The organism is Paenarthrobacter sp. CC6 (assembly GCF_040560085.1).
Taxonomy (GTDB): domain Bacteria; phylum Actinomycetota; class Actinomycetes; order Actinomycetales; family Micrococcaceae; genus Arthrobacter; species Arthrobacter nicotinovorans.
In genome coordinates this window covers 51,014-72,869 of the sequence record NZ_JARDAN010000016.1, presented here as the reverse complement: position 1 = coordinate 72,869, position 21,856 = coordinate 51,014, and the positions used below count along the sequence as shown (strand labels likewise).

The window sequence follows — 21,856 nt, the reverse complement described above, 5'->3', positions numbered from 1 at the left end:
GATGGTGTGGTGAGTGGTAGCGGGGTTACCGCAGCAGGCGCCCGATGGCATCGGTGGCCTCCTTGACTTTCGCGTCGATTTGTTCGGCGCGGGCTTCGGGGTCGGGCTCGGAGGCAGCGCCAACGACGCAGTGGCCGATGTGCTCCTCAACGAGGCCCAGGCTCACTGCGTGGAGGGCTTTGGTGGCAGCTGCGACCTGCGTGAGGATGTCGATGCAGTATTTGTCGTCTTCCACCATGCGCGCGATCCCGCGGACTTGGCCTTCGATTCGTTTCAACCTCTTGAGGTACGCGTCCTTATTGCTGGTGTAGCCGTGGTGCGCGGAGGGTTCCAGGTCCACCTCGATGACTGGCGCATCCGGGTGGCTCAGTTTCAGGTCTGGTGAATTCATGTCCTCAACCTATACCCCAAGGGGGTATGCGTCAAGTACCCCCAGGGGGTATGGTGAGGAGGTGAAAGAACCCTCAATAAGGCAAGGTGACTGAATGGCGTCCGACGATCAAGCCGGGAGTTTTGGAATGAAGCTCGATCCCGCCGACTATTTCCGGGCCAAGCTTCAGTGCGAGATTGATGTCATGGAGGTGGCCGAGGCGGACCCGGAAACGCTGTTTATCGTGGACACCCGACGCCGGTCTTCCTGGGACCACGGACATATTCCTCAAGCCGTACATATACCTACGGCGCTGATCCCATCCCAGGCTCCGGACCTTGTCCCCGCTGGCTCACAGGTAGTGGTGTATTCCTGGGGCCCGGGCTGCAACGGCAGCACCTTTGCTGCGCTCGCGTTCGCGGAACTCGGCTACTCCGTGAAGGAGTTGATAGGAGGCATCGAATATTGGATCAGGAACGGGCTGCCCGTTGAAACTGACGCGGGTATCGTTCAGAGAGCGCCCGATGTATTGGTGACAGCGCACACGGCCTGACGTGAAACGGGGCATGATGACGACTTTCGTACTGGTCCACGGCGGTGGTTCCACGGCGTGGGACTGGCATTTGGTTGGCCCGCTTCTTGAAGCGGCCGGGCATGACGTGGTGGCCGTCGACCTGCCCATCGAAGACGTTGATGCCCGGCTTGAAGACTACGCCCGCGCAGCGACGGCCGCCGTTGGCAAAGCCCCGCACACCATCGTGGTGGGGCACTCGCTGGGCGGTTTCACGGCACCGTTGGTTTGCGAAAAGCTCCATTCCAACGGCCTTGTGTACCTCTCGGCAATGATTCCGATGCCGGGGGAGACCTTCGGCGAGTGGTGGACCAAGACAGGCCATGACCGCGAGACCATCCCCGACGAACCATATTTCAATCTTGTCCCCGCGGAATTGGTGCAACAGGCCACCGACAGGGAGCGTGACCAGCAAGGTGCATGGATGTCAGACCCCTGGCCGGGAAAGCATCCGAGCGTGCCAACCCTGGGGATTTTGTGCCGCGACGATTTGCTCTTCCCTGCGTCGTTCATGAGTCGCCAGATACGCGACCGGCTGGGCATCGAACCAGTGGAGATCCCGGGCGGTCACTACGCCACGCTGAGTCACCCGGGCGCTGTAGCTGGAGCTCTTGTCGACTTTGCCGGAAAGATTGGCCTCTGACTTCACGGAGCCTCCCTCATCCCAAAGCCTCCACGAGACACCGCGAGTGGTAACTGCACCGCATAGGCTTGGATCATGCTGACCCTGGTCCTAGGACTTCTCTTTGCGGGCCTTTTCCTTGCCTCATTCCAGTCGGACCGGCGCCGGCTAAGGAATGGCGTCTTCCTTCTGGTTGCGGCCTGGTTTCTACTGCAGGCCCTCCTGGATTTCCTGATTGACCTGAATCCATGGTTCGAATGGCTGAACCTCGTAATTGTCGTAGTGCCCGTGATCAGCATTTTCGTCTTCGCCGGCTTCTTGCTCGCGAACGGCGTCACCATGGTCCGCAGGGAAGGCCCAAGCATCACCAGCTTTTTGCCCATGGCAGTGGGAATGGCTGTTTTCCTGGCACCGGTGGTGGCCTTCCTCTTCGTGCTGAGCGGGCAGCCCGTACTGGCCGGCATCGCAGCCCTTGCGTTCTTCCTCTGCGCCTACCTCGGCTGCGCATTCGTGGTGTTCCTGGGCTATGCCGTGGTGTACTCCAAGATGCGCTTCAGCCCGAACCCGGCGGCGGTCATCGTCCTGGGTTCAGGGCTCATTGACGGCAAGGTTCCGCCGCTGCTCGCCGCACGCCTGAACAAGGCTCTGGAAATTTACGACGCCGTCACCCCGGTCAGGCCAGTTTTGGTACCTTCCGGGGGCCAAGGCCCCGATGAACCCCGGCCCGAGTCCTCGGCGATGAAGGACTACCTGGTGACCAAGGGTGCCGCTCCCGGCGATGTGGTGGAGGAGAACAAAGCCACCACCACCCGCGAGAACCTTGCCTACTCCGTCGCACTGCTGGCTGACAGGGGAATCCAGGGGCCGCTGCTGGTGTGCACCAACAACTACCACGTACTCCGCGCCGCCCTCCTGTCCCGTCGGCAGAAGATCAACGCAGAGGTGGTGGGTGCTCCGACCGCCAGGTACTTTGTGCCCAGCGCGTTCCTTCGGGAGTTCGTGGCCGTGATGAGGGACAACCGCCTGACCAACGCAGTTCTCTGCCTGCCGATGTTCGGGATTGCCCTGCTCATCACGGTCGCACTGATGAACTCTCCGGTGGTGTAGCTCTTCCTATGGGTTGGGGAGCCCTGTGGTGAAGGTGTGGCTCCACTCGGTGACGGCGCCGTCCGTGAAGACGTACCCCTTGTCCGGTGCAGCGGTGACTGTCACGGTGCCCGCCGGCTTCCGGTAGGACCCAGCTGCAACCTCCTTGCCGTCAACGAGGTACGTCACGCCCTGAACTGCGGGGATGGTGTACGAATCCTGCCCCTTGCCCGGCCGGTCCGTGAAGGTGACGGCTGCCGGCGTCGCGGTGTCATAGCTGAGGCCGAAACCGAGCGGCAGAAGGACGCCGTCGCCGTCGGCCTTCGGGACGTTCACCGGCAGTTTGCCGCTGGGGTTGACCGCGCCGGCAATGGCGCGGACGGCGCCATGGAAGTTGACCTCCTTGACCCCGTAACTGTTGAGAACGGCGTCGGCGCCCGGGAAGACGTTGATGTCGTAAGGGTTGCGCGTGGCAATGACGATCACCGGCGTTCCGGTCGCCGCGAGCTCAGCCACCATCTGCTGTTGCGCAGCGTTGCCGGTGGCGTTGTAGGAAGCGAAGACGACCGCATCCACTCCTCGGGCAGCGGCCACCGCCCGGGCCCGGTAGGCCGCGGAGGGCGATGCGCCATTCTCGTAATCTTCAGTGACCGCGAATCCTTGCTCTTTGAGCATGGGACCTGCCAGTTCCGGCCACGCTGAACCGGAACCAACCATGAGCACCGAGCTCTTGGACGGGAGCGGCAGGACGCGGTCCTCATTGCGGACCAACGTGACGGCGCGGTCGGAGATCAGATTGGCCGTGCCGAGGTTTTCGGCAGTGCCAACAAGCGTGTCCACGGCGCCGGGATCGGTCATGGGCTGGTCGAAGACGCCGCGCTTGACCTTCCATTCGAGGATCCGTCGGACGGACTCGTCCAGGCGGGCTTCAGTGATCTCTCCGGACCCGACGGCGGCACGCACCCCGGCGAACGACGCCTCCACGTCGGGGGAGTTGAGGAGGATGTCGGACCCGGCCTGGATGGCCTTGACCGCGATTTCTTCCTGGGGCCATTCGGCGGCCATCGCGGCCATGTCCAAAGCGTCGGTGGTGACGAGCCCCTTGAAGCCGAGCTCATCACGGAGCAGGCCGGTGAGCACCTTGTGGGACAGGGTTCCCGGCATGTCCGGATCGATGGCCTCGACAATGATGTGTGCGGTCATGACCATGTCCACGCCGGCATCGATCGCGGCTTTGAACGGCTGGAGGTGCTTGTTCAGGGTCGCGCGGTCGTAGGTGACCGTTGGCAGTCCGTAATGGGAGTCCACTGAAGTGTCGCCGTGGCCGGGGAAGTGCTTGGCCGCAGCCCCCACGTTATGTGCCTGCAGGCCGTCGATCTGGGCGACGCCAAGTTTGCTGACCAGTGCGGGGTCTTCACTCATGGAACGGATTCCGATGACAGGGTTGTCCGGGTTGGAGTTGAGGTCCAATACCGGGGCGAAGTCCACGTTGATGCCCATGGCGCGCATCTCCGACCCCAGGATTCCGCCCTGGGCCCGTGCAAGCTCCTCATCTCCGGTGGCACCCAGTGCCATGTTGCCCGGGAGTACAGTGGCGGGCGGCCCGATCCGGGCCACAAGGCCACCTTCCTGGTCGATGGTCACGGCCAGCGGAATGCCTTTTCCGTCTGCGCCCACGGCCGCCTTCTGCAGGCCGTTCGAAAGGCCTGCAACCTGCCCGGGGTTGGCCGTGTTGCCGGACCAAGCGAAGTAGAGGACGCCGCCCAGGTTGTACTTCTCCACCACCTCGGCTGGCGTATTGACGCCGTACCGCTCCTGGTTGCTTGACGCCATGGACGTGTCATCCGCGGACGAACCATAAACATGGGTCCACGTCATCTGACCGATCTTTTCGTCCAGAGTCATGCCCGCAATCATTGCGTCGATGTCCGGTGAGGGGGAGGCCGCCGTCGTCATTACCGTGCTGGTGGGCACGGCGGCAACTGCAGTGCCCGCGCCGGTCATGAGCAGCGCCGTGGCGGCCGCCGTCATGAGGGTAGTTCCTTTTCTGTACATGTGGATCCCAATCCCATCGTCCTTGTTTGTTGGTTGAGGCGGGGTGTTTCTGCGCGCTTAGCGTGGCCCGTTGTAGAGGAGGTACGGGCGGGTATCGCGAACGAACTGACCCAGTTCCTGCCGCCAGCTGTCCATGATCGTCCTGGCGTCAGCGCCGGCGTCGAGCTGTTCGGCGAAGCGGGCCGAACCGCTCAGTAGGCCCATCCAACGGCCGCCGTCGCCGCGCCAGTCGAAGCCCGGGTACAGACGCTTGGCTTCGACCAGCATGTGGGTGCCCACCTCAAGCGCTTCAACGCGGGTGGCGTCGGTGATGTGGACCTGGACGCCCCCACAGATGAGGCCTTGGTTTTTCGACAGCGTGGGCTGGAAGTAAGCCTCACGAAAGGTGACGCCGTTGAGACCCTTGCCGTTCAACGCTTCGGCCCATCGGTAGTCCACATAAGGCGCGCCGATGATTTCGAAAGGCCGGGTGGTTCCGCGGCCTTCGGACATGTTGGTCGCCTCGAACAAGGCTGTACCGGGATACAAGGTGGCTGTTTCCGGCGTGGGCATGTTGGGACTCGGGAGAATCCAGGCAGCCCTGTTATCCGGTCCGGTCATCTCGCGGCGCCATCCCTGAACCTGCACCACGTGAAGGTCCTTGATGGGCGTGAGACCGGCGGCCGGGAGGTGGACGGCGTTGAAGCAGGTGGCGAGCTCGCCCACAGTCATGCCGTGTTGCAGGGCTATGCCCAACCGTCCCACTCCGGACTCGAAGCCGGGTTGGAGGACCGGTCCGCGCGCCTGGCCGCCGATGGGATTGGGGCGGTCCAGGACCACAAACTTGGCGCCGGTCCGGGACGCCGCCTGCATGGCGCCCCACATGGTCCAGATGTAGGTATAGAACCGGGCTCCGACGTCCTGGATGTCGAAGCAGATGGTGTCCACGCCGGATGCTTCGTAAAAGCCCACGTAGTCGGCAACTTCGGCGCCGTAGGAGTCATAGACGGTGATGCCGGTCCGCGGGTCCACCGAGGTGCCTTCGCTGCCGCCGTCCTGGGCGGTTCCGCGGAAGCCGTGCTCGGGTCCGAAGACGGCCCCGACGTCGACGCCCTTGTCCGCCATGTCGTCCACGATGGAGCGGAAGTTGGCCAGGACGCCGGTGGGATTGGTGATGACACCTACCTTGCGACCGGCGAAGATGCTCCAGTTATCGGCGGCGGCGAGGTCGGCTCCGTTGACGGCGGCTCCCGGCTTTCCGGGTCGCGTGCCCGGCGGCTGCGCGACGGCGGCAGGCGTGAAGGGTGCGACGACGGCGGCCGCTGCGGCCAGCCCCGAGGCATGGATCAGTCTTCTGCGGTTGAGGTTCATGGGGTGCCTTTCGGAAAGGTGCTGCCGTGCTCAGGTGGGGATTCCTTGACAACATTTGTGATTTTCCTTACATCGACCGTATTCCCCTCGTGGAGATGCGTCAATGACTTACCTTCGTATCCACGTTTAGGTAACTTATTTACAAGCGCGTACTTTTGGACCCAGCCGTTGGAAGGAGTCCGCCGTGGACCAGGAGCTGAACACGCAGGCATCGCGTACTGTTTTGGTCCGGATCAGATCTGCCCTTCCGGCCCTTCGCCCGTCCGAGCGCTCTGTTGCCGAGCTTGTCCTGGTGGACCCATCACGGGCCGCGACTTTGTCCATCGGCGACCTCGCCGAGCACTGCGGAACGTCCACCACGTCAGTTGTCCGCTTCTACAAAAAGGTGGGCTACCGCGGGTACTCCGAGCTGCGCCTCGACCTCGCCAGGGAAGCTGCCAGGGAGAGTTCAGCCAACCCCGTGCCCGCTACGGTTTACGACGACGTGAACCCGTCGGATTCGCTTCCCGACATCATTTCCAAGATCGCTTTCAACGAAACGATGTCCATCGCTGACACCGCCCAGGTGCTCGACGTTCACGAACTGGCCACAGCCATCGAGGTCATCACCCGCTCGCGGAAGATCGACATCTTTGGTGTGGGCGCCGGAGGGTTGGTCGGCCACGACCTGCAGCAGAAACTGCACCGGATAGGCCTGACGTCCTTCAACTGGCCCGAAGTTCATGTCGCGTTGACGTCCGCAGCGCTTTTGGACGAGAACGGTGTGGCGGTGGGCATCTCACACTCGGGCACCACCGCGGATACGATCGATTTCCTCAGGGCGGCCAAGGATACCGGGGCCACTACGATCGCCATCACCAACCATGCTGACTCGCCGTTGGGCCGTGCCGCCGACATTGTGCTCAGCACCGCAGCGCGTGAGACACCCTTCAGACCAGGCGCGATGGGGAGCCGGATCGCCCAGATGATGGTGGTTGATTGCCTTTTCGTGGGGGTCGCCCAGCATTCGTACGACGCTTCCATCTCAGCGCTGCGCAAGACGCACGCGGCCGTCCAAGGCAGGAAAGTGCCGCGCGGGCATACACCGCCCCAGCCGAATATAGTCGTGTGATGTTCACCCTCGTTGCTCCGGATGCTTCCTTTTATCAGTCGTTTACCGAGTCCCACAGCGAGTGGGACGGTGCCCACCAGGACGGTGCCGGGCTGTTCCCGGGGGATGACGTCACCAGTCAAAAGGGCTTTGAGCGCTGGGTCCGCAAGCTCCTGGATGCTGAACGGGCCGTCGAAAAGGACGGTATTGTTCCCTGCACGTTCCGGTGGATAACTGAGGGCCCGCGGTATGTGGGCTCCATTGCGTTCCGCCACTATCTCACTCCAGCCCTCCTGAACTCCGGCGGGCATATCGGCTACGGCGTAAGGCCATCCGATCGTGGACGGGGGGCGGCATCCTGGGCCCTCCAGGAACTGTGCGCTCACCTGGCTGCACGAGGAGAGCCTGATCGGGTTCTCTTGACCTGCGATGACTCCAATGCCGCGTCCGCCAAGACCATTGAACGCGCGGGCGGGCTCCTTGAGGATGCGCGAACCGACGCCGATGGGCGGCCCTTCCGCCGCTATTGGATCGACCTGCAGGCTGTTCATGTTCCCGTCACCAAGCCTTGCTAGCCTGCCGTGCACCACACGGCTTAGCAGGAGGACCGCATGACGGACGCAAACCCACTCGCCACATCGCTGGACAACTGGTGGGTCAGGGACAACCTGCGCGAGACCATCGACCATCTGGTGGAGCTGGGATACACCATCAGCGGAGGCCAAGGGGAAGACCCTGAGCTCATCGATCCCGGCGGATCGGCCGTGGAAACATGGAGCGACGAATACCCCTACCCGGAGCGGATGACCCGCGACGAGTACGAGATCGAGAAGTACCACCTGCAGATCGAGCTGTTGAAGTTCCAATACTGGGGCCAGGATCTGGGCCTGAAGCATGTGATCGTGTTCGAAGGAAGGGACGCCGCAGGCAAGGGCGGAACCATCAAGCGTTTCACCGAGCACCTGGATCCCCGCTCGGCCCGGACCGTGGCGCTCGCCAAGCCCTCCGACCGCGAGCAGGGCCAGTGGTATTTCCAGCGCTACATCCAGCACCTGCCCACTGCCGGGGAGATCGTCATGTTCGACAGGTCCTGGTACAACCGGGCCAACGTGGAACGCGTCATGGGGTTCTGCACCGACGAGGAATACGACACCTTCATGGGCCAGGCGCCCGTCTTTGAAAAAATGCTGGTGGACGCCGGAATCCACGTCACCAAGTTCTGGTTCTCCGTGACCCGGCAAGAGCAGCGCACCCGTTTCGCGATCCGCCAGATCGACCCCGTGCGGCGCTGGAAACTCTCACCAATGGACCTAGCCTCACTGGGCCGCTGGGATGAATACACCGAGGCCAAAGAGCAGACCTTCCTCCACACGGACTCCGACCACGCGCCGTGGATCACCATCAAGTCCAACGACAAGAAGCGTGCCAGGATCAACGCCATGCGCTTCTTCCTCAACCAATTCGACTACGAGGACAAGGACACCTCGGTGGTCTTCCCGGCGGATCCGCTGATCGTCCGCCGCGGCCGCGACGCCGTAGGCGACTAGTCGCTCTACGCGCAAAACCCGGCAAACCGCGACGTCGGCACTTACCGTAAGTGCCGACGTCGCGCTTTTCCTGAAAAGTTCCGTTACATTCTTCTGACTGCCGGACATTAACCGGGTATGAGCGTGCAGACGGACCAAGGAGATCGCGTGGAGCCGGCCAGACAGGAACACTTCCTGGCAGCCCACTCGGCCTGCCATGACAAGGTCTATCGCTATTTCCGGCGGCGCGCCGGGGACCCGTCCGCTGCCGAGGACCTATGCGCCGAAGTCTTCCGCATCGCCTGGGAGAAGTGCCGTCAGGACCAGGAATTGTCCGTGCTGATCGTGTTCGGTATTGCCCGGAATGTTCTCCGCAACCACAACCGTTCCGCCGTCCGCTCGATGAACCTCGCGCAGCAACTGGAACGGCAGCAGACCAGGGAACCGGTTAGCGACGACGGCGAGGTGCGGGACGCGCTGGACCGGCTCAAGCCCGAGGACCGTGAGGTCCTCCTCCTGACGTACTGGGACGGCTTCACCTCGGCCGAAGTTGCCGAACTGCTCGATGTCTCGGCCACCGCTGTCAGGATGCGGCTGCACCGGGCTCGAAGACATCTCAGCCAACTACTTCGGGCAGAGCGAGAGACAGAGGATGTGCAGCGATGAGGCATGAGGAAACGGCCGCTGTGGAACGATTGACGGGCGCCGATCCGGGCGTGGCCGTCACGGAAGAGGAACTGGCCCGGAGCCGGGAGAAAAGCCTTGCTGTCAGGTTCACTGACTCGGAGCAACTCGTACCTGGCGGCTCCATCGACGACTTCCATCAGCGACGCCCGCGTCGACGTTTCCGGCTGGCTGCGGGGGCCGGGTTGGCGGCAGCGGCAGTCCTCGCCGGTGTTTTCGTGGCGTCGTCCCTGTCCGCGCCGCTCAGTGAGCAGGCGGGTCCAGCCGCCACCCCCTCTGCTGCCGCACCGGAAGCAGATTCGTCCGCGTCTCCATCATTGCCCGAAATTATTGGCGCCAAGGCGGCGACGGGCGCTGCCGAAATCGTCGTCGGAGGCAACGGCAACAAGGCCGCCGTCTCTACGGATCAAGGCGTCAACGTCTTCATGGAGGCTCTCAACTCAGGCAGGCTCGGCCTGAACAGCGGAGGGTGCTTCGCCGAAATCCGCCCGGACGGAACATCGACGGGCCTCATCTTCCCCTTCGGAACCCAGGTCACCGGGACGGGAGTCATTTTGCCCGACGGAACTGCAGTCAATGTGGGCGACGACTTTGCGTTCGGAGGAGGACTCGCGCCCGGTACCAGGGACCCCGGCGTGTGCTCTCCGACCGGTGCAGCGTTCCTGGTCCAGAGTTGGTGAGCCCGCGAGTTGGCATTTAATGCCCATGTTTTGGGGGCAAAGTCATTAGGTGCCAACTCGCGGAACGTCGGGCTTCCTATTCGGTAGCTTCGTCCTCGGCGACCGGATCCTTCAACAGGAGTGCCGTGCCCTGGAAGGGCCGCAGTTCCAGGAAGAAGCTGCCCAGGTCATCCACCTGGCCCACGTCTTCGCCGCTGAACAGATCGTGGACCGTCGCGCCAGGCACCAGATGCGAGGACTGGATGCTGCCTGCGATGTCCTGGTCGGAGAAGTTCAGGACCGTCACTTGCACCGCTCCGTCAGCGAGCTGGTTGACCATCACCAACAGTCCACGGTTGGACACGTCCGGGACATCCAGGAGCGTACTGGTTGCGATCCCGGACTCTTCCCGCACCGTGAGGATCTTCTGGAGCCGCCGCGCATAGGACGCCGGATCCTTGAGTTGCTCGGGCAGCGGGCCGTAGAGGCTCCGTGCCCGGGCCATGCCCGCCAAGGAGGTCGTTGCGTCCGGGCTGGTCCCCATGAGGTCGTGGGCTCCGCGGTTGATCCAGCGGGTGTCGCCCTGGGACGTCAACTCGCGGACAGTTTCACGGTCCAGGGCAGTGATGCCGGTGAGGTCCCAACCGGACAGTGCGAAGACGCCCGGCTGCAAAGCGTTGTACATGGACAGCAGGACGTGGGCATCCAGTACTTGGGCTTCCTGTTCCGCCGTGATGGCGTCCGGGTCCTTGATCCCCAAAGTGGCCATGATGAAGCTGACGGTGGTGCAGGCGATGCCGTTGGTGGTGAAGACGGCGTTGTAAGGGCCGTTCTCACCTGTGAGGCGCTCCCGCAGGGTGTCCTGGACTTTCTCGGCCACCTCCGCCCCCGTCAGTTCTTCCCCGCCGAGCTCGAAAATGTCGTCCCTGTGGCCGGCCGCGAAGTGCAGCAGTTCGTAGGTCAGTTCGTCGTGGTTCTGGAGTGCGTGGACCAAGGACGCCTGGTCGACGCCGATTTCCATGGCGAGCTTCAAGGTCAGGCGCAGGAACTCGGTATCGCCGGTCACCAGGGCGTAGTGGTAGGCGGGCCTGGTGACGAAGTCGTAGGACAGGTCCGGACCCGACTCGGACTGGGCCTTGATGTCATCAATGGTGAGGTTGAGTTCCTGGAAGGAGAAGCCACCAACTTTGCGGATCATCGAGCCGATCAGCTGGTTCGCTGCCTCGGACAACGGGTGGCCTTCGGACCAGCCCGGCTCCTCCTCGGCGCTTTTCTCAACACCCAGGAAGCCGTTGGCGTCCAGGCGCAATGCGCCCGTTCCAAGGTCCAGCAGGGAATGCAGGGCATCGCCCACCACCAGGCGCATGCCGGCAAAGGTGGGGTCCAGCCAGTTAATGGACGGCTGCCCGGCCTTGAAATAGTGGAGGTACACCCAGCGGCGTTTCTTGCCGGTGGTGTCGACGATTGCCTTGGTCGCGCTCCAGTTGGTTTCCTTCACGCCCGGCTCGTAGAAGATGACCCGCTGCAGGCGGCCGATGATGTAGCCGGCCTGCTGGAGGGCCTTCTCCGTCTCGGGGCTTATGTTGACGGAGTCCTCGTTCTCGGGAACGTCCGGCAGCAGGTGCCAGTCCTCTTCCGGGATGTCCACCATGTGATAGATGCCGGGGTAGTCCCGGAAGTTCATTTCAGCAAGCCGGAAGTCAGCCCCCTTGCCCGTGTGCCCGGGAACAATGTCGTCGATGATCGTGCCGCCGTGCTCGACGGCGACCTCGCACATCTGCCGGAATTCTTCCTCGGTGCCGAACGCAGGGTCGATCGCCATGCTGATGCGGTCGAAGTGTCCGTCGACGCTGGGTGTCTGCGACCATCCGCGGATGCCGCCGGCAAGCTTGACCGGCCCAGTGTGCAGCCCCCGGATGCCGATCTGGCTGAACGCATCCCACAGTGCAGGGTCACCGAGCGCAGAAAGGAACGACTGGCCGTCCTTGGTGATGAAGGACAGTGGGTAGGCCGTGAACCAGACAGGTGCGCGCTCCACTGCCGAGCGCGGGTTCGGCCTGGCGTAGGAGTTCTGCCACATGCTGGCTTGCCCCGAAAGCTGCCGGGCCATGGTGTTGGCGTCGCCGAGCATGGACTGGTTGCGCAGCCAATCGACGTACGTGGAGTTCAGTCCGTCGAACTCCAGGGACGGTCGGGCTGCAAAGAACTGACGACGGCGGGCAATCGGCCTCAGCGCTTTGGGCCGCGCAGGGTAGAACTGCTCGTCGAACGTGATTTCCGGTGACTCTGTTGCGGTTTCCTCAGTTACCTGCGGTTCTTCCTGTGATTCAGATGGATCAGCGCTGACTTCTGCCGCGCTCTCGTTGACTACAGGCTCCCGCACAGCATTCTCCTTTACGTGGCCGGCGCTGGCGCCGACCTTCCGAGGGGGTCGTTCAAGAGTTCACGTACCCGGGCTTACCCAGAGTATTCATGCTAGGCACGACCGCATGCGGTTTGTCGAACTTGGGAGAAGTGAGTCGTCAGGTTGCTGGCTAATGTCCGCCCGAAGACTGTTGCTGCGCTAGTAGACGGACCCTTCCAGCAGCTCCGAAAGCCGGCCCGCTGCACGCCTTAGTTCCGGTACGCCGGCCCTCAACGCTTTGTCGGTGACGGACTCCACTGGGCTGGTGAGGGAGATGGATTCGCTTGGGCGTCCGGTGCGATGCGGAACGGCGACGGCCACTGAGAGCACGCCCGTTGCACGTTCGTCTTCTGAGTAGGCGTAATCGGCACCCTCTTCCGGCAGTCGGCTCCGGAGTTCGTCAGTGGTGAAGGTGTCCTTTTCATGTCCCGCAGCTATCGCAGCGGCCGTCACTTGGTCCAGTTCGGCGTCGGAGAGTGAGGCGAGGAGGATTTTTCCTGCGGCGCCCACGGTCAGTGGCAGGCGCTTGCCTAGGGGGAGGTCGTAACGCAAGGGGGATTCACCGTCCACCCTGGCCACGAGGATGCGTTCGAAGCCCAGCCGCGTGTAAAGCGAGGCCGTGAGCCCCGTTTGGGAAGCTACCTGCTGCAGGATGGGGCGCGCTGCGACCACCAGCGGGTCATTTTCCAGGTAGCTCCGGGCTGCCGGCAGGACGGCCGGACCCACGCGGTACGACTTGTCGGTCTGGCTGACCATCCCGAAGTCCTGCAGGACCCTCAGAATGCGCAGCGTGGTGGGAAGGCTCATACCGCAGGTCCGCGCAAGATCGCTGAGCCGTTGAGGGCGTTCCGCGCGCTGCAGCTCGGCGAATACCTCCATGGCCCTGGAAAGGGAGCGCATGTTGCCGGCCTTGGGTCCGTCCTCGGCTGCATGGGCGGAGTGCGTGGAGTTCACGGTCATTCTTTCATTGTATGTAAGTTCGTTGCGCTTGACAGGCCATGTGTCGCCTGTCACTATTTCTCCATACGCAATGTTCTTTCATTCTATGAAATGCGAATCCGCAGAATGTAAGGAACCATCGAACGTAAGAAGGAAACCATGACAACGGAGTCACTTATGGCCGAGCCTCGGCTCAAGGGGCGGATCGCGAAATCAGTACTCGCGGGCATCAGCGTTTTCGTCGTAGTCGGCGTCTACGTCCTGGTGAGCTCAATCGATTTGGGTCTCTGGACGTCGCTTGGTCCCGGACCGGGAATGTTCCCCTTCGCCATGGGGGTCCTGCTGGTCGCCATGTCCGTCGTGTGGCTGTTCCAGGAACTGCGCAACCCCAGCGAAACGCCCGGGGGAGTGGACGGGCGGCTGGTGATTGCCGTCGTCGTGAGCCTCGCGGTCCTGGCCGCAGTGCTTGACCTGCTCGGCTTCCAACTGAGCATGTTCGCCTTCCTGCTGTACCACCTCAAAGTACGCGGACGAAGGGGCTGGCTTTCGTCGCTGATCATCGCGCTCGCTGGCACCGTTGGAGCGTTCTACGCCTTCAACTACGGGCTCAATGTCTCCCTGCCGACGGCGGGCATTCCCCTCTTGAACTCGATCGGACTCTAGCCGTGGAAACACTCAACGAACTGATGGGCGGCTTCGCTGCCGCCATGACGTGGCAGAACCTGCTTTTTGCCTTCCTCGGATGCCTCCTGGGCACCATCATCGGCGTGCTGCCCGGAATCGGCCCGGTTGCCGGCGTCGCCCTCCTCATCCCGCTCACCATGAACCTGGACGCGACCGGGGCCATCATCATGCTGTGTGCCATCTTCTACGGCACGGCTTATGGCGGAACGATCACCAGCGTTCTGTTGAACACGCCCGGGGAAGCGGCCTCGGCAATCACCACCATCGACGGTTACGCCATGACCAAGATCGGCAAAGCCGGTGCGGCGCTGACCATCGCGGCTGTCGGGTCCTTTGTTGGAGGCACCATAGCGACGCTTGGGCTCGTGGCAGCGGCCAAACCTCTCGGGGAGATGGGACTGCTGGTCGGTCCGCCCGAGTTCTTTGCGCTCATGGTTGTCGGCATCTCGCTGCTCGTGGCGCTGGCCGGGAAGTCGATGGTCAAAGCATTGATTTCCGGCGCCCTGGGCCTGCTGATCTCCATGGTGGGCATTGATCCTGTTGCAGGTGCGCCACGGTTCACCTTCGGCTCCGACAACCTGCTGGACGGCGTCAGCTTCGTGGCCGTGATTGTGGGCGTCTTCGGGCTCTCCGAGATCCTGTCGTACCGCAAGGACACCAGTGCATCCATGGTGCAGGCTCCTGGACTGAGGTCGCTGCTGCCGAACCGGACCGAGTGGCGCCGGAGCGCTCCGGCAATGGCGCGCGGCACGGGCATTGGCTTCGGCTTGGGCCTCATCCCGGGTATGACCGGCTCGGTGTCCTCCCTGCTGGCCTACGGTGCCGAGAAAAAGTTCTCCAAGCACCGCAGCGAACTGGGCAAGGGTGCGATCGAGGGGGTTGCGGGACCTGAAACGGCCAACAACGCCCACGCCAACGCAGCCCTCATTCCCTTGTTCACCCTGGGCATTCCGGCGTCACCCACCATTGCCGTGCTGATGGGCGCCTTCCTGCAGCAAGGCCTGACCCCGGGACCTACGCTGTTCACCGAGCACTCGGAAATTGCCTGGGCCATCATCGCCAGCCTGTTCATCGGCAACGTGTTGTTGCTGCTGCTGAACGTTCCCCTGGTGGGCCTGTGGACCTCGATCCTCCGCGTCCCGGCATCCATCCTGACCGCCCTGATCCTGCTGTTCATGGTGATAGGCGCCTACACCATCAACTTCAACGTCTTTGATGTCTTCGTCATGATCGCCTTCGGATTGCTTGGCCTCGGCTTGCGGCATCTCGATATTCCGCTGGCGCCCATGGTCCTGACGCTCGTGCTCGGCCCCCTCATGGAGCGGTCGCTTCGCGAGTCCCTCGAGATCTCCCAAGGTGACTTCGGAATCTTCGTCAACAGGCCCATATCCGTGGTGTTGATCGGGCTGGGACTCCTCATTGTCCTCAGCCCCCTCCTGAAACTCCGTAAGCCCAAAGCGCTCAACGAAGACCCCGAAACCTAAACCGCTCCAAGACCCCTGAACCAACCTTCAAAGGAGAAGACCCGTGCCTCGTACACGCATCATCGCTGCCTTCGCTGCAGTGACCCTCATGGCCCTCACCGGCTGCGGAGCCAATGCCGGAGCCGCAAACACAGCCGGCGACGACTTTCCCAAGAAGGGCAAATCGATCGACCTGATTGTGTCCTTCTCATCAGGCGGCGCCGTAGATACCGCAGCCCGGCTGGTCCAGCCGATCCTGGAAAAGGAACTCGGCACCAACGTCGAGGTCATCAACAAGCCAGGTGCCGGCGGCCAGATCGGCTACACCCAGCTGACCAGCGCCAAACCTGATGGCTACACCATCGGAGCCACCGGTTCCCCGTCCGTCGTCGTATCTCCCCTGGATCCGGCGCGCGGAGCCAAGTACACCCGGGACAGCTTCCAGCCGCTGGGCCGCCAGGTCATCGACCCCACAGTCATCGCGGTCCAGCCTGACAGCCCATACAAGACGCTCAAGGAACTCCTCGATGCGGCCAAGGCAAAGCCCAAGTCCATGACCGCGAGCACCACAGGCCTGCAGACCGGCGAGCACTTCGCCCTCGCCCAGGTGCAGGAGACCACGGGCGCCGAGTTCGCCCCCGTTCACTTCTCCGAGGGCGCTTCCCAGGCGACCACAGCTTTCCTGGGACGGCACGTGGACATCCTGGTGGCCAACGTGAGCGACGTAACGGACTTGACCAAGCAGGGAAAAGCCAGGGTCCTTGGTGTCATGACCGCCGAACGGGCGCCGTCGTTGCCTGACGTTCCCACGTTTAAGGAATCCGGCTATGAACTCGAAGCCGGCACCGTTCGCGGCTACTCCGCACCGGCAGGTTTGCCCGATGGTGTAGCCAAAAAGCTCGAAGCAGCCCTGCAGAAAGCGATCGAGGATCCCACCGTTGTCCAGAAGATGAAGGATCTCGGCCTGCAGACCAGCTACCTGAACGGTGCAGATTACAAGCAGTTCTGGACATCGCAGGAGGACGACTTCAAGAAGGTCCTGCCCCTGGTCCAGAAGAAGGACTGAACAGAAGAGAACTTGACCGGCGGTCGGAACGGCCGGGCAAAACCCCTCCAGAAAGTAGAGACACCATGACATCTCCCGTCCTCGAAGTCCTCGACGCGGACTTCCCACGGCCCGACAGGGACGTGCTTGAACGACTGGCCAAGCTCCCGGCAGCGAATATCGGCGACGCGATGGACCGTCTTGGGGTGGCCGACTCGGCCATCCAGGCTGTCTGGCCCGGTGCACGCCTGGCCGGGCCGGCCTTCACCGTCTGGACCCGCCCGGGCGACAACCAAGGCATCCACCGGGCGCTTCAGCTGGCCCAGCCCGGCGATGTGGTTGTTGTTGCCGGCGGAGGCGACGAATCCCGGGCATTGCTGGGTGAGCTGATTGGCGAGCGGGCCATCAACCTTGGGCTGGCAGGCTTCGCCCTGGACGGCGCGGCCCGGGACGCTGAGGCACTCGGCGAGATCGGGATGCCCGTCTTCGCCCGGGCAATAACTCCGGCTGGACCTTACAAGAACGGTCCTTCCAGGCTGGGTACACCGATCTCCTTCGGCGGCGTTCCCGTCATGCCGGGGGACGTCATCATCGGTGACTCGGACGGCGTCGTCGTTGTTCCCCGCGAGCAGGCAGCCGTCGTCGCCGACGCCGCCGAGGCGGTATTTGCCGACGAAACCAACCGCCGGACCGCCATCATCGCAGACCGCCGGAAGTAGCGGACCCGCTCCTGCCGTGCCCCTCCACGAACCACTCACGAAAGACACGATCATGACAGCATGCACCGTCATCGGCCTCGGCGAAGCCGGGGCAACCTACGCGGCGGCCCTCGTTGCCGCCGGACACCAGGTAACCGGGTTCGATCCCGTCGCACCGGACACCCCGGCGGGAGTCTTCCGTGCGACCACCGCGGCAGAAGCCTGCGTCGCTGCCGATATCGTCCTGGTCCTGACAGGTGCCGCAGCCGCCCGAAGTGTCGCCGAGGAGTGTCTTCCGGTCATGGCTGAAGGCAGCTGCTACGCAGACTTCACATCGTCCTCGCCGCACGTCATGCAGGAACTGGGACAGTTGCCAACGAACGCGGACTTCGCCGACGTGGCAATCCTGGGCCCGGTACCCACGCAGGGCGTCAAGACTCCGCTGATGGTCAGCGGGCCGGGGGCAGCCGCAGTGGCGGCGCTGCTCGCACCGATGGGTGCCGCCGTCGAAATTGCCGACGGCGAACCCGGAGCGGCCATGGCACACAAACTGCTGCGCAGTGTCCTCATGAAGGGCTTTGCTTCAGTAGTGGTCGAGGCCGTCACCGCGGGACGGGCAGCCGGCCTTGAGGACTGGATCCGCGGCCAGATCGCCCAGCAGCTGGCCGGCGACGGTCAAGCCGTCATCGACCGCTTCCTGGTTGGCACCGCAAAGCATGCCCGGCGCCGGTCGAAGGAAATGCAGGACACCGCCAGCTTCCTCCAGGACGACCTGAAGGTACCTGCGGAAATGACGACGGCGGCTGCCTCGGCTTTGGAGCGGATGGCAGTCGAGCCGGCGGACGAGCCCGCGGCCGAGCCGGCGGGAAAGGCCGGGGTATTGCGCTGAAGGGGGCATCGGGAAGAATCGGAACAAGGGCAATAATGAGTAACCGACCGGCAGGCACATTCCTGGCAGGAGCATCAACATGATCGGCATTTGGGCCTTGGGGGCCTACCTTGCCGTGATCCTGCTCTGGACCACACTGTTGAAGCGCAGCGTTGGCGAGGCAATGATGATCGGCTTCCTGGTGGTGCTGCCCTTTACCGGCGCAGCCGCTGTGGAAGTGGGCTGGGCGTCGTTGGCCTCGGCAATGACGGACGAAATTGTGTACGCCACTATGGCCTTCGTCTTCATGGGATACCTCCTCGATAAAACCGGGGTACTGGATAAGCTGATCGATCTCCTGAATTCGTTGATAGGCGGCGTGAAGGGTGGCCCCGCCTGGGTTTCGACGGTGGCTTCCGCCGGTCTGGGCGGCGTGGTCCACAACCAGGCCGCCATCGCGGCGACGGTAGGTTCCGTCACCATTCCCTGGATGGAGAAGTCCAAGCTCGACAAGCCTTCGGCTGCCACCCTTGTTGCCGGCAACGCAGGCATGGGCATCACCTTTCCGTTCAGTGCCTCCATGTTCGTGCTGGTGGGATCGGCCACTGTGGGTCCGCTGCTCAACGTCAACGATCTGGTCCTGCCGCTGCTCGTCGGAGGCCTGTGGTGCTTCCTGCACCGCTTGATCGTTACGTGGTTGCTGGTCCGCAAGAGCGGGATGACGCCGCTGGACAGCGCCCACCGCCTGGCTGTCGGCACGGCGTTCGGCCGGGGCTGGGCGACCCTGCTCCTGTTCGTCGTCGTGGCGGTTCCCCTCATCATCACCTCCGGTGCGATCGCCTCCGCGTTGTCTGACTGGACTGGTGGGGACATCACAAAGACAGTCAGCGTCATCGTCTGGATTCCCGTGGTGCTGATCATCACCGGCGCATTGCTGGGACGGAGGCAATTACCGCGGAGCGGCCGGGCATGGTGGGAACTGCTGCAGTCTTCCGCTCCACGGTTCGGCGTCGTGGGGATCACTGTGGTGTTCGCTTTCGCCGGCGCCAACGCCTTGGCCGCAACAGGACTGCCCAAGCAGATGACCACTTTGCTGGGCCAAATGAACCTGCCGCTGTGGCTGCTCGCCATTCTCATCGGGCTGATCGTCATCGCTGTGGCCGCGCCGCTGTCCGCGACGGCGACCATGGCCGCCGTCGGAACCGTTGGGGTCGCTACGCTCGTGGCAGCCGGCGTTCCGGCGACTACCGCCGCCGTGGCCGTACTCATCTTTTCCTCGTGCGAAGCCGCAGTTCCGCCCGGCGGTGCCCCGCTGTATGTCGCCTGCGGGATAGCGGACGTCAATCCAATCAAGACCTTCTCCAGGCTCCTCACCCACTACGCCCTGCCGCTGCTGGGCATTGGCGTGCTGGTCATCCTGGGCTTCCTGCCCATCTAAGGAACCATCCGATGCATAAGATACGACGAACCGTCCAGACAGTCTTCGTGATCACCCTCGCAGTGCTTCTTGCGGGAGGGGTGCTGTTCGTGGCCGGCCAGGCCCTGGGACTGGTCTTCGGTCAGGGCAGTTGGCTGAAGTTCTTCAACGACTACGTCAAACCGGGGATGTCTGTCGCAGCGTCCGTCTGCGCCGTCGCAGGCTTCCTGCTGAGCTACAAGAGCAGGCAGGACACGAACCTCAAAGAGGAGGCAGGCACGCGATGACCGCATCTCCGGGCACCTATCCGACATTTGCCGAGCTGTTGCGCCGGGAAGGAAAGCTTGCCGGCACGTCATGGGAGCTTTTCCCCGAAAAGGACCGTGGCACGCCGTCGTTCATCTCACGGGAGGCGGTTCTCGCGGCAAAGGACTGCATCCGCGAGGGGGTCTCGTTCGGGCTGGACTACGCGGCTGATGACTTCGACCCCGGCATGTCGCTCAAACGGGGAGCTCCCCGGCACATCATCTACTCGGCCCACCCCGCCCACCGCGATGACTACCTGGACGGCTACTACCTTCAGGGATCCACGCAGATCGATGGTCTCAGGCATCGCCGGGCGGACGACGTTGGCTTTTACAACGGCACCCCGGATTACTCCGTCCGCGAAGGCACACCCGAACTCGGCATCCAAGGGTGGGCGGACCGGCCCATCGTCGGCCGGGGCGTGCTGGTGGACCTCGATGGCTACAGCTCGGCCCACGTCGGGCCCATTGACCACACCTCGGGCCAAGCCCTTGGACTGGACCTGATCCTCGCCGCGATCAATGCCCAGTCCCTCACCCTCAAGCCAGGCGACATCCTCATGCTCCACACGGGCTGGTGCGAATGGTTCCTCGGCCTGGCCCAGGAGGACAAACAGGAAGTCCGAACCAGCAGGAAGGCATCAGGCGTGGAGCAATCCCAGGAGTTCGTCGCCTGGGCGTGGGACAACCAAATTGCGCTGCTGGCCGCCGACAACTTCGCCTTCGAATGCCTCCCGGCCGTGGCAGGCAGCCCGTTCCTGGAGGCGGCGCCGAATGACAACGGCATGATGCACCAGCAACTCCTCGCCAAACTCGGCATGCCCCTCGGTGAGCTTTGGCGACTGGGTCCGTTGGCCCGGCACATGAGGTCCAGCGGAAACTGGGACGCCTTTGTCAGCATCAAGCCGCTCAACATCGTGGGAGGCACGGGTTCGCCGGCGAACGCCATCGCGCTGCTGTAAACCACGAAGCCGGACTACGCTGGAACTCCCGGCCCCGGAGCAAAGGCGAAGTGGACACCATGAAGACAGTTGTCATCGGAGGCAGCGGCCACATCGGCTCCTTCCTCGTTCCCAGGCTCGTCCGTGCGGGGCATGAGGTGGTCAACATCAGCCGCGGAACCAGCACGCCCTACACGGATTCACCCGAATGGCAGCAGGTCCGCCAGGTCGCTGCGGACCGTGAGCAGGAGGACCGGGCCGGCACCTTCGGTGACAGGGTCGCGGAGCTGGGTGCCGACGTCGTGGTTGACCTTGTCTGCTTCACGCTCGACTCGGCCACCGCGCTGGTGAACCGTCTCCGTGGCGAGGTGGGACATCTCCTGCACTGTGGATCCATCTGGCGGTACGGCGAGAGCTTGAAGTTGCCGTTGGCGGAGGGTTCGGATTCCGCCCTCGAACCGACTGATGAGTACGGCATCCAGAAGCGCGACATCGCCCGCATGCTGAAGGAGGAGACGGCGTCCGGCGGCCTGGTCACGACGTCGCTGCATCCCGGGCATATCGTGGGGCCGGGCTGGCATCCGGTGGGGCCGCTTGGGAATTTCGATCCCACGGTGTGGCAGAAGATCTCCGGCGGGCAGACAGTTCTCATGCCGGGAAGCGGTGCGGAAATGATGCATCACGTCCATGCCGACGACCTCGCGCAGGCCTTTGAGAAGGCCATCGACCGCCGTGATGCGGCGGCCGGCGAAGACTTCAACATCGTCGCTCCCACGGCCCTGAGCGTTCGCGGCTACGCCAGGATTGCGGCGTCCTGGTTCGGCCAGGAGCCGCATCTTGAGACGGTCGGATGGGACGAATTCCGCCGGATTAGCACACCGGAACACGCTGACACTAGCTGGGCCCACTTGTCCCGCAACCATTGCCTCACCATCGAAAAAGCCAAATCCCTCCTGGGCTACGCACCGCGCTACGAGCCCGAACAGGCCGTGCACGAGTCCCTGCGCTGGCTCGTTGACCACGGGCAACTCAAGGTCAGCAGCCCCGACTGAACCTGAACGGTATCTGTACATCCCCCG

At 63.4% G+C, this 21,856-nt stretch carries 22 protein-coding genes; 17 read left to right on the top strand and 5 right to left on the bottom strand.

Annotated elements, in window-relative coordinates:
* Positions 1-25 precede the first annotated feature (25 nt).
* On the bottom strand, positions 26-391 hold the full coding sequence (locus PV760_RS15785) for a metal-sensitive transcriptional regulator (protein ID WP_018779393.1): 366 nt from the start codon (positions 389-391) through the stop codon (positions 26-28).
* Positions 392-485: 94 nt separating this feature from the next.
* On the opposite strand from PV760_RS15785, the gene PV760_RS15780 reads away from it, so the two are divergent.
* The 3 genes from PV760_RS15780 to PV760_RS15770 all read left to right on the top strand — a co-directional run bounded on the left by PV760_RS15780 (position 486) and on the right by PV760_RS15770 (position 2,670).
* On the top strand, positions 486-923 hold the full coding sequence (locus tag PV760_RS15780) for a rhodanese-like domain-containing protein (protein ID WP_227453612.1): 438 nt from the start codon (positions 486-488) through the stop codon (positions 921-923).
* A 13-nt stretch (positions 924-936) separates the two neighbouring features.
* Positions 937-1,584 carry an alpha/beta fold hydrolase gene (locus PV760_RS15775; protein WP_220034257.1) on the top strand — a complete coding sequence of 216 codons (648 nt, stop codon included), beginning with the start codon at positions 937-939 and terminating at the stop codon, positions 1,582-1,584.
* A gap of 75 nt (positions 1,585-1,659) precedes the next feature.
* The gene (locus tag PV760_RS15770) at positions 1,660-2,670 is read left to right on the top strand and encodes a YdcF family protein (RefSeq protein WP_039243472.1); all 1,011 of its coding nucleotides are present in this window, start codon (positions 1,660-1,662) and stop codon (positions 2,668-2,670) included.
* 6 nt (positions 2,671-2,676) lie between these two features.
* Here the strand turns inward: PV760_RS15770 and PV760_RS15765 are convergent, their stop codons facing one another.
* Positions 2,677-4,680 carry a glycoside hydrolase family 3 protein gene (locus tag PV760_RS15765; protein ID WP_354628220.1) on the bottom strand — a complete coding sequence of 668 codons (2,004 nt, stop codon included), beginning with the start codon at positions 4,678-4,680 and terminating at the stop codon, positions 2,677-2,679.
* An 81-nt stretch (positions 4,681-4,761) separates the two neighbouring features.
* The gene (locus PV760_RS15760; RefSeq protein WP_354628219.1) at positions 4,762-6,054 is read right to left on the bottom strand and encodes an exo-beta-N-acetylmuramidase NamZ family protein; all 1,293 of its coding nucleotides are present in this window, start codon (positions 6,052-6,054) and stop codon (positions 4,762-4,764) included.
* A gap of 184 nt (positions 6,055-6,238) precedes the next feature.
* Here PV760_RS15760 and PV760_RS15755 point away from each other — a divergent pair, with 184 nt between their 5' ends.
* From PV760_RS15755 to PV760_RS15735, 5 genes are all read left to right on the top strand, one after another.
* Positions 6,239-7,165, top strand: a complete 927-nt coding sequence (locus tag PV760_RS15755) for a MurR/RpiR family transcriptional regulator (protein WP_354628218.1) — start codon at positions 6,239-6,241, stop codon at positions 7,163-7,165.
* On the top strand, positions 7,165-7,719 hold the full coding sequence (locus PV760_RS15750) for a GNAT family N-acetyltransferase (RefSeq protein WP_354628217.1): 555 nt from the start codon (positions 7,165-7,167) through the stop codon (positions 7,717-7,719). The genes PV760_RS15755 and PV760_RS15750 overlap by 1 nt, the downstream gene beginning before the upstream one ends.
* Positions 7,720-7,755: 36 nt before the next feature.
* Positions 7,756-8,691 (top strand): polyphosphate kinase 2, encoded by a 936-nt coding sequence (gene ppk2 / locus PV760_RS15745; protein WP_018779385.1) that lies wholly within the window; start codon positions 7,756-7,758, stop codon positions 8,689-8,691.
* A gap of 147 nt (positions 8,692-8,838) precedes the next feature.
* On the top strand, positions 8,839-9,336 hold the full coding sequence (locus PV760_RS15740; protein ID WP_354628216.1) for an RNA polymerase sigma factor: 498 nt from the start codon (positions 8,839-8,841) through the stop codon (positions 9,334-9,336).
* Positions 9,333-10,034, top strand: coding sequence for a hypothetical protein (locus PV760_RS15735; RefSeq protein ID WP_354628215.1), 702 nt, complete (start codon positions 9,333-9,335; stop codon positions 10,032-10,034). Before PV760_RS15740 ends, PV760_RS15735 begins: the two co-directional genes overlap by 4 nt.
* A gap of 76 nt (positions 10,035-10,110) precedes the next feature.
* Here the strand turns inward: PV760_RS15735 and treS are convergent, their stop codons facing one another.
* The gene (gene treS / locus PV760_RS15730; protein WP_018779382.1) at positions 10,111-12,396 is read right to left on the bottom strand and encodes a maltose alpha-D-glucosyltransferase; all 2,286 of its coding nucleotides are present in this window, start codon (positions 12,394-12,396) and stop codon (positions 10,111-10,113) included.
* 180 nt (positions 12,397-12,576) lie between these two features.
* The gene (locus PV760_RS15725) at positions 12,577-13,377 is read right to left on the bottom strand and encodes an IclR family transcriptional regulator (protein ID WP_079582282.1); all 801 of its coding nucleotides are present in this window, start codon (positions 13,375-13,377) and stop codon (positions 12,577-12,579) included.
* Between the two features lie 138 nt (positions 13,378-13,515).
* Between PV760_RS15725 and PV760_RS15720 the strand changes: the two genes are divergently transcribed.
* From PV760_RS15720 to PV760_RS15680, 9 genes are all read left to right on the top strand, one after another.
* Positions 13,516-14,019: a tripartite tricarboxylate transporter TctB family protein gene (locus tag PV760_RS15720; RefSeq protein ID WP_354628213.1), complete on the top strand. Its 504-nt coding sequence runs from the start codon at positions 13,516-13,518 to the stop codon at positions 14,017-14,019.
* 2 nt (positions 14,020-14,021) lie between these two features.
* Positions 14,022-15,524 carry a tripartite tricarboxylate transporter permease gene (locus PV760_RS15715; RefSeq protein WP_110504756.1) on the top strand — a complete coding sequence of 501 codons (1,503 nt, stop codon included), beginning with the start codon at positions 14,022-14,024 and terminating at the stop codon, positions 15,522-15,524.
* A gap of 88 nt (positions 15,525-15,612) precedes the next feature.
* The gene (locus PV760_RS15710; RefSeq protein WP_179128445.1) at positions 15,613-16,569 is read left to right on the top strand and encodes a tripartite tricarboxylate transporter substrate binding protein; all 957 of its coding nucleotides are present in this window, start codon (positions 15,613-15,615) and stop codon (positions 16,567-16,569) included.
* Between the two features lie 65 nt (positions 16,570-16,634).
* Positions 16,635-17,267: an RraA family protein gene (locus PV760_RS15705; RefSeq protein WP_193590259.1), complete on the top strand. Its 633-nt coding sequence runs from the start codon at positions 16,635-16,637 to the stop codon at positions 17,265-17,267.
* A 52-nt stretch (positions 17,268-17,319) separates the two neighbouring features.
* Positions 17,320-18,135, top strand: coding sequence for an NAD(P)-dependent oxidoreductase (locus tag PV760_RS15700; protein WP_354628212.1), 816 nt, complete (start codon positions 17,320-17,322; stop codon positions 18,133-18,135).
* A 79-nt stretch (positions 18,136-18,214) separates the two neighbouring features.
* Entirely contained in the window at positions 18,215-19,552 is a 1,338-nt protein-coding gene (locus tag PV760_RS15695) for a TRAP transporter large permease subunit (protein WP_354628211.1), read from the top strand.
* Between the two features lie 11 nt (positions 19,553-19,563).
* Positions 19,564-19,818: a hypothetical protein gene (locus PV760_RS15690; protein ID WP_110504753.1), complete on the top strand. Its 255-nt coding sequence runs from the start codon at positions 19,564-19,566 to the stop codon at positions 19,816-19,818.
* Positions 19,815-20,798 carry a cyclase family protein gene (locus PV760_RS15685; RefSeq protein ID WP_354628210.1) on the top strand — a complete coding sequence of 328 codons (984 nt, stop codon included), beginning with the start codon at positions 19,815-19,817 and terminating at the stop codon, positions 20,796-20,798. The genes PV760_RS15690 and PV760_RS15685 overlap by 4 nt, the downstream gene beginning before the upstream one ends.
* A 59-nt stretch (positions 20,799-20,857) precedes the next feature.
* Positions 20,858-21,829, top strand: a complete 972-nt coding sequence (locus tag PV760_RS15680) for an NAD-dependent epimerase/dehydratase family protein (RefSeq protein ID WP_354628209.1) — start codon at positions 20,858-20,860, stop codon at positions 21,827-21,829.
* Positions 21,830-21,856 lie beyond the last annotated feature (27 nt).

What these genes read in the sequence shown, in the direction of transcription:
- PV760_RS15785 (WP_018779393.1), bottom strand. Translation starts at nt 391, where the DNA reads ATGAATTCACCAGACCTGAAACTGAGCCACCCGGATGCGCCAGTCATC.
- PV760_RS15780 (WP_227453612.1), top strand. Translation starts at nt 486, where the DNA reads ATGGCGTCCGACGATCAAGCCGGGAGTTTTGGAATGAAGCTCGATCCC.
- PV760_RS15775 (WP_220034257.1), top strand. Translation starts at nt 937, where the DNA reads ATGATGACGACTTTCGTACTGGTCCACGGCGGTGGTTCCACGGCGTGG.
- PV760_RS15770 (WP_039243472.1), top strand. Translation starts at nt 1,660, where the DNA reads ATGCTGACCCTGGTCCTAGGACTTCTCTTTGCGGGCCTTTTCCTTGCC.
- PV760_RS15765 (WP_354628220.1), bottom strand. Translation starts at nt 4,680, where the DNA reads ATGACGGCGGCCGCCACGGCGCTGCTCATGACCGGCGCGGGCACTGCA.
- PV760_RS15760 (WP_354628219.1), bottom strand. Translation starts at nt 6,054, where the DNA reads ATGAACCTCAACCGCAGAAGACTGATCCATGCCTCGGGGCTGGCCGCA.
- PV760_RS15750 (WP_354628217.1), top strand. Translation starts at nt 7,165, where the DNA reads ATGTTCACCCTCGTTGCTCCGGATGCTTCCTTTTATCAGTCGTTTACC.
- ppk2 (WP_018779385.1), top strand. Translation starts at nt 7,756, where the DNA reads ATGACGGACGCAAACCCACTCGCCACATCGCTGGACAACTGGTGGGTC.
- PV760_RS15735 (WP_354628215.1), top strand. Translation starts at nt 9,333, where the DNA reads ATGAGGCATGAGGAAACGGCCGCTGTGGAACGATTGACGGGCGCCGAT.
- PV760_RS15725 (WP_079582282.1), bottom strand. Translation starts at nt 13,377, where the DNA reads ATGACCGTGAACTCCACGCACTCCGCCCATGCAGCCGAGGACGGACCC.
- PV760_RS15720 (WP_354628213.1), top strand. Translation starts at nt 13,516, where the DNA reads ATGACAACGGAGTCACTTATGGCCGAGCCTCGGCTCAAGGGGCGGATC.
- PV760_RS15710 (WP_179128445.1), top strand. Translation starts at nt 15,613, where the DNA reads ATGGCCCTCACCGGCTGCGGAGCCAATGCCGGAGCCGCAAACACAGCC.
- PV760_RS15705 (WP_193590259.1), top strand. Translation starts at nt 16,635, where the DNA reads ATGACATCTCCCGTCCTCGAAGTCCTCGACGCGGACTTCCCACGGCCC.
- PV760_RS15700 (WP_354628212.1), top strand. Translation starts at nt 17,320, where the DNA reads ATGACAGCATGCACCGTCATCGGCCTCGGCGAAGCCGGGGCAACCTAC.
- PV760_RS15695 (WP_354628211.1), top strand. Translation starts at nt 18,215, where the DNA reads ATGATCGGCATTTGGGCCTTGGGGGCCTACCTTGCCGTGATCCTGCTC.
- PV760_RS15690 (WP_110504753.1), top strand. Translation starts at nt 19,564, where the DNA reads ATGCATAAGATACGACGAACCGTCCAGACAGTCTTCGTGATCACCCTC.
- PV760_RS15685 (WP_354628210.1), top strand. Translation starts at nt 19,815, where the DNA reads ATGACCGCATCTCCGGGCACCTATCCGACATTTGCCGAGCTGTTGCGC.
- PV760_RS15680 (WP_354628209.1), top strand. Translation starts at nt 20,858, where the DNA reads ATGAAGACAGTTGTCATCGGAGGCAGCGGCCACATCGGCTCCTTCCTC.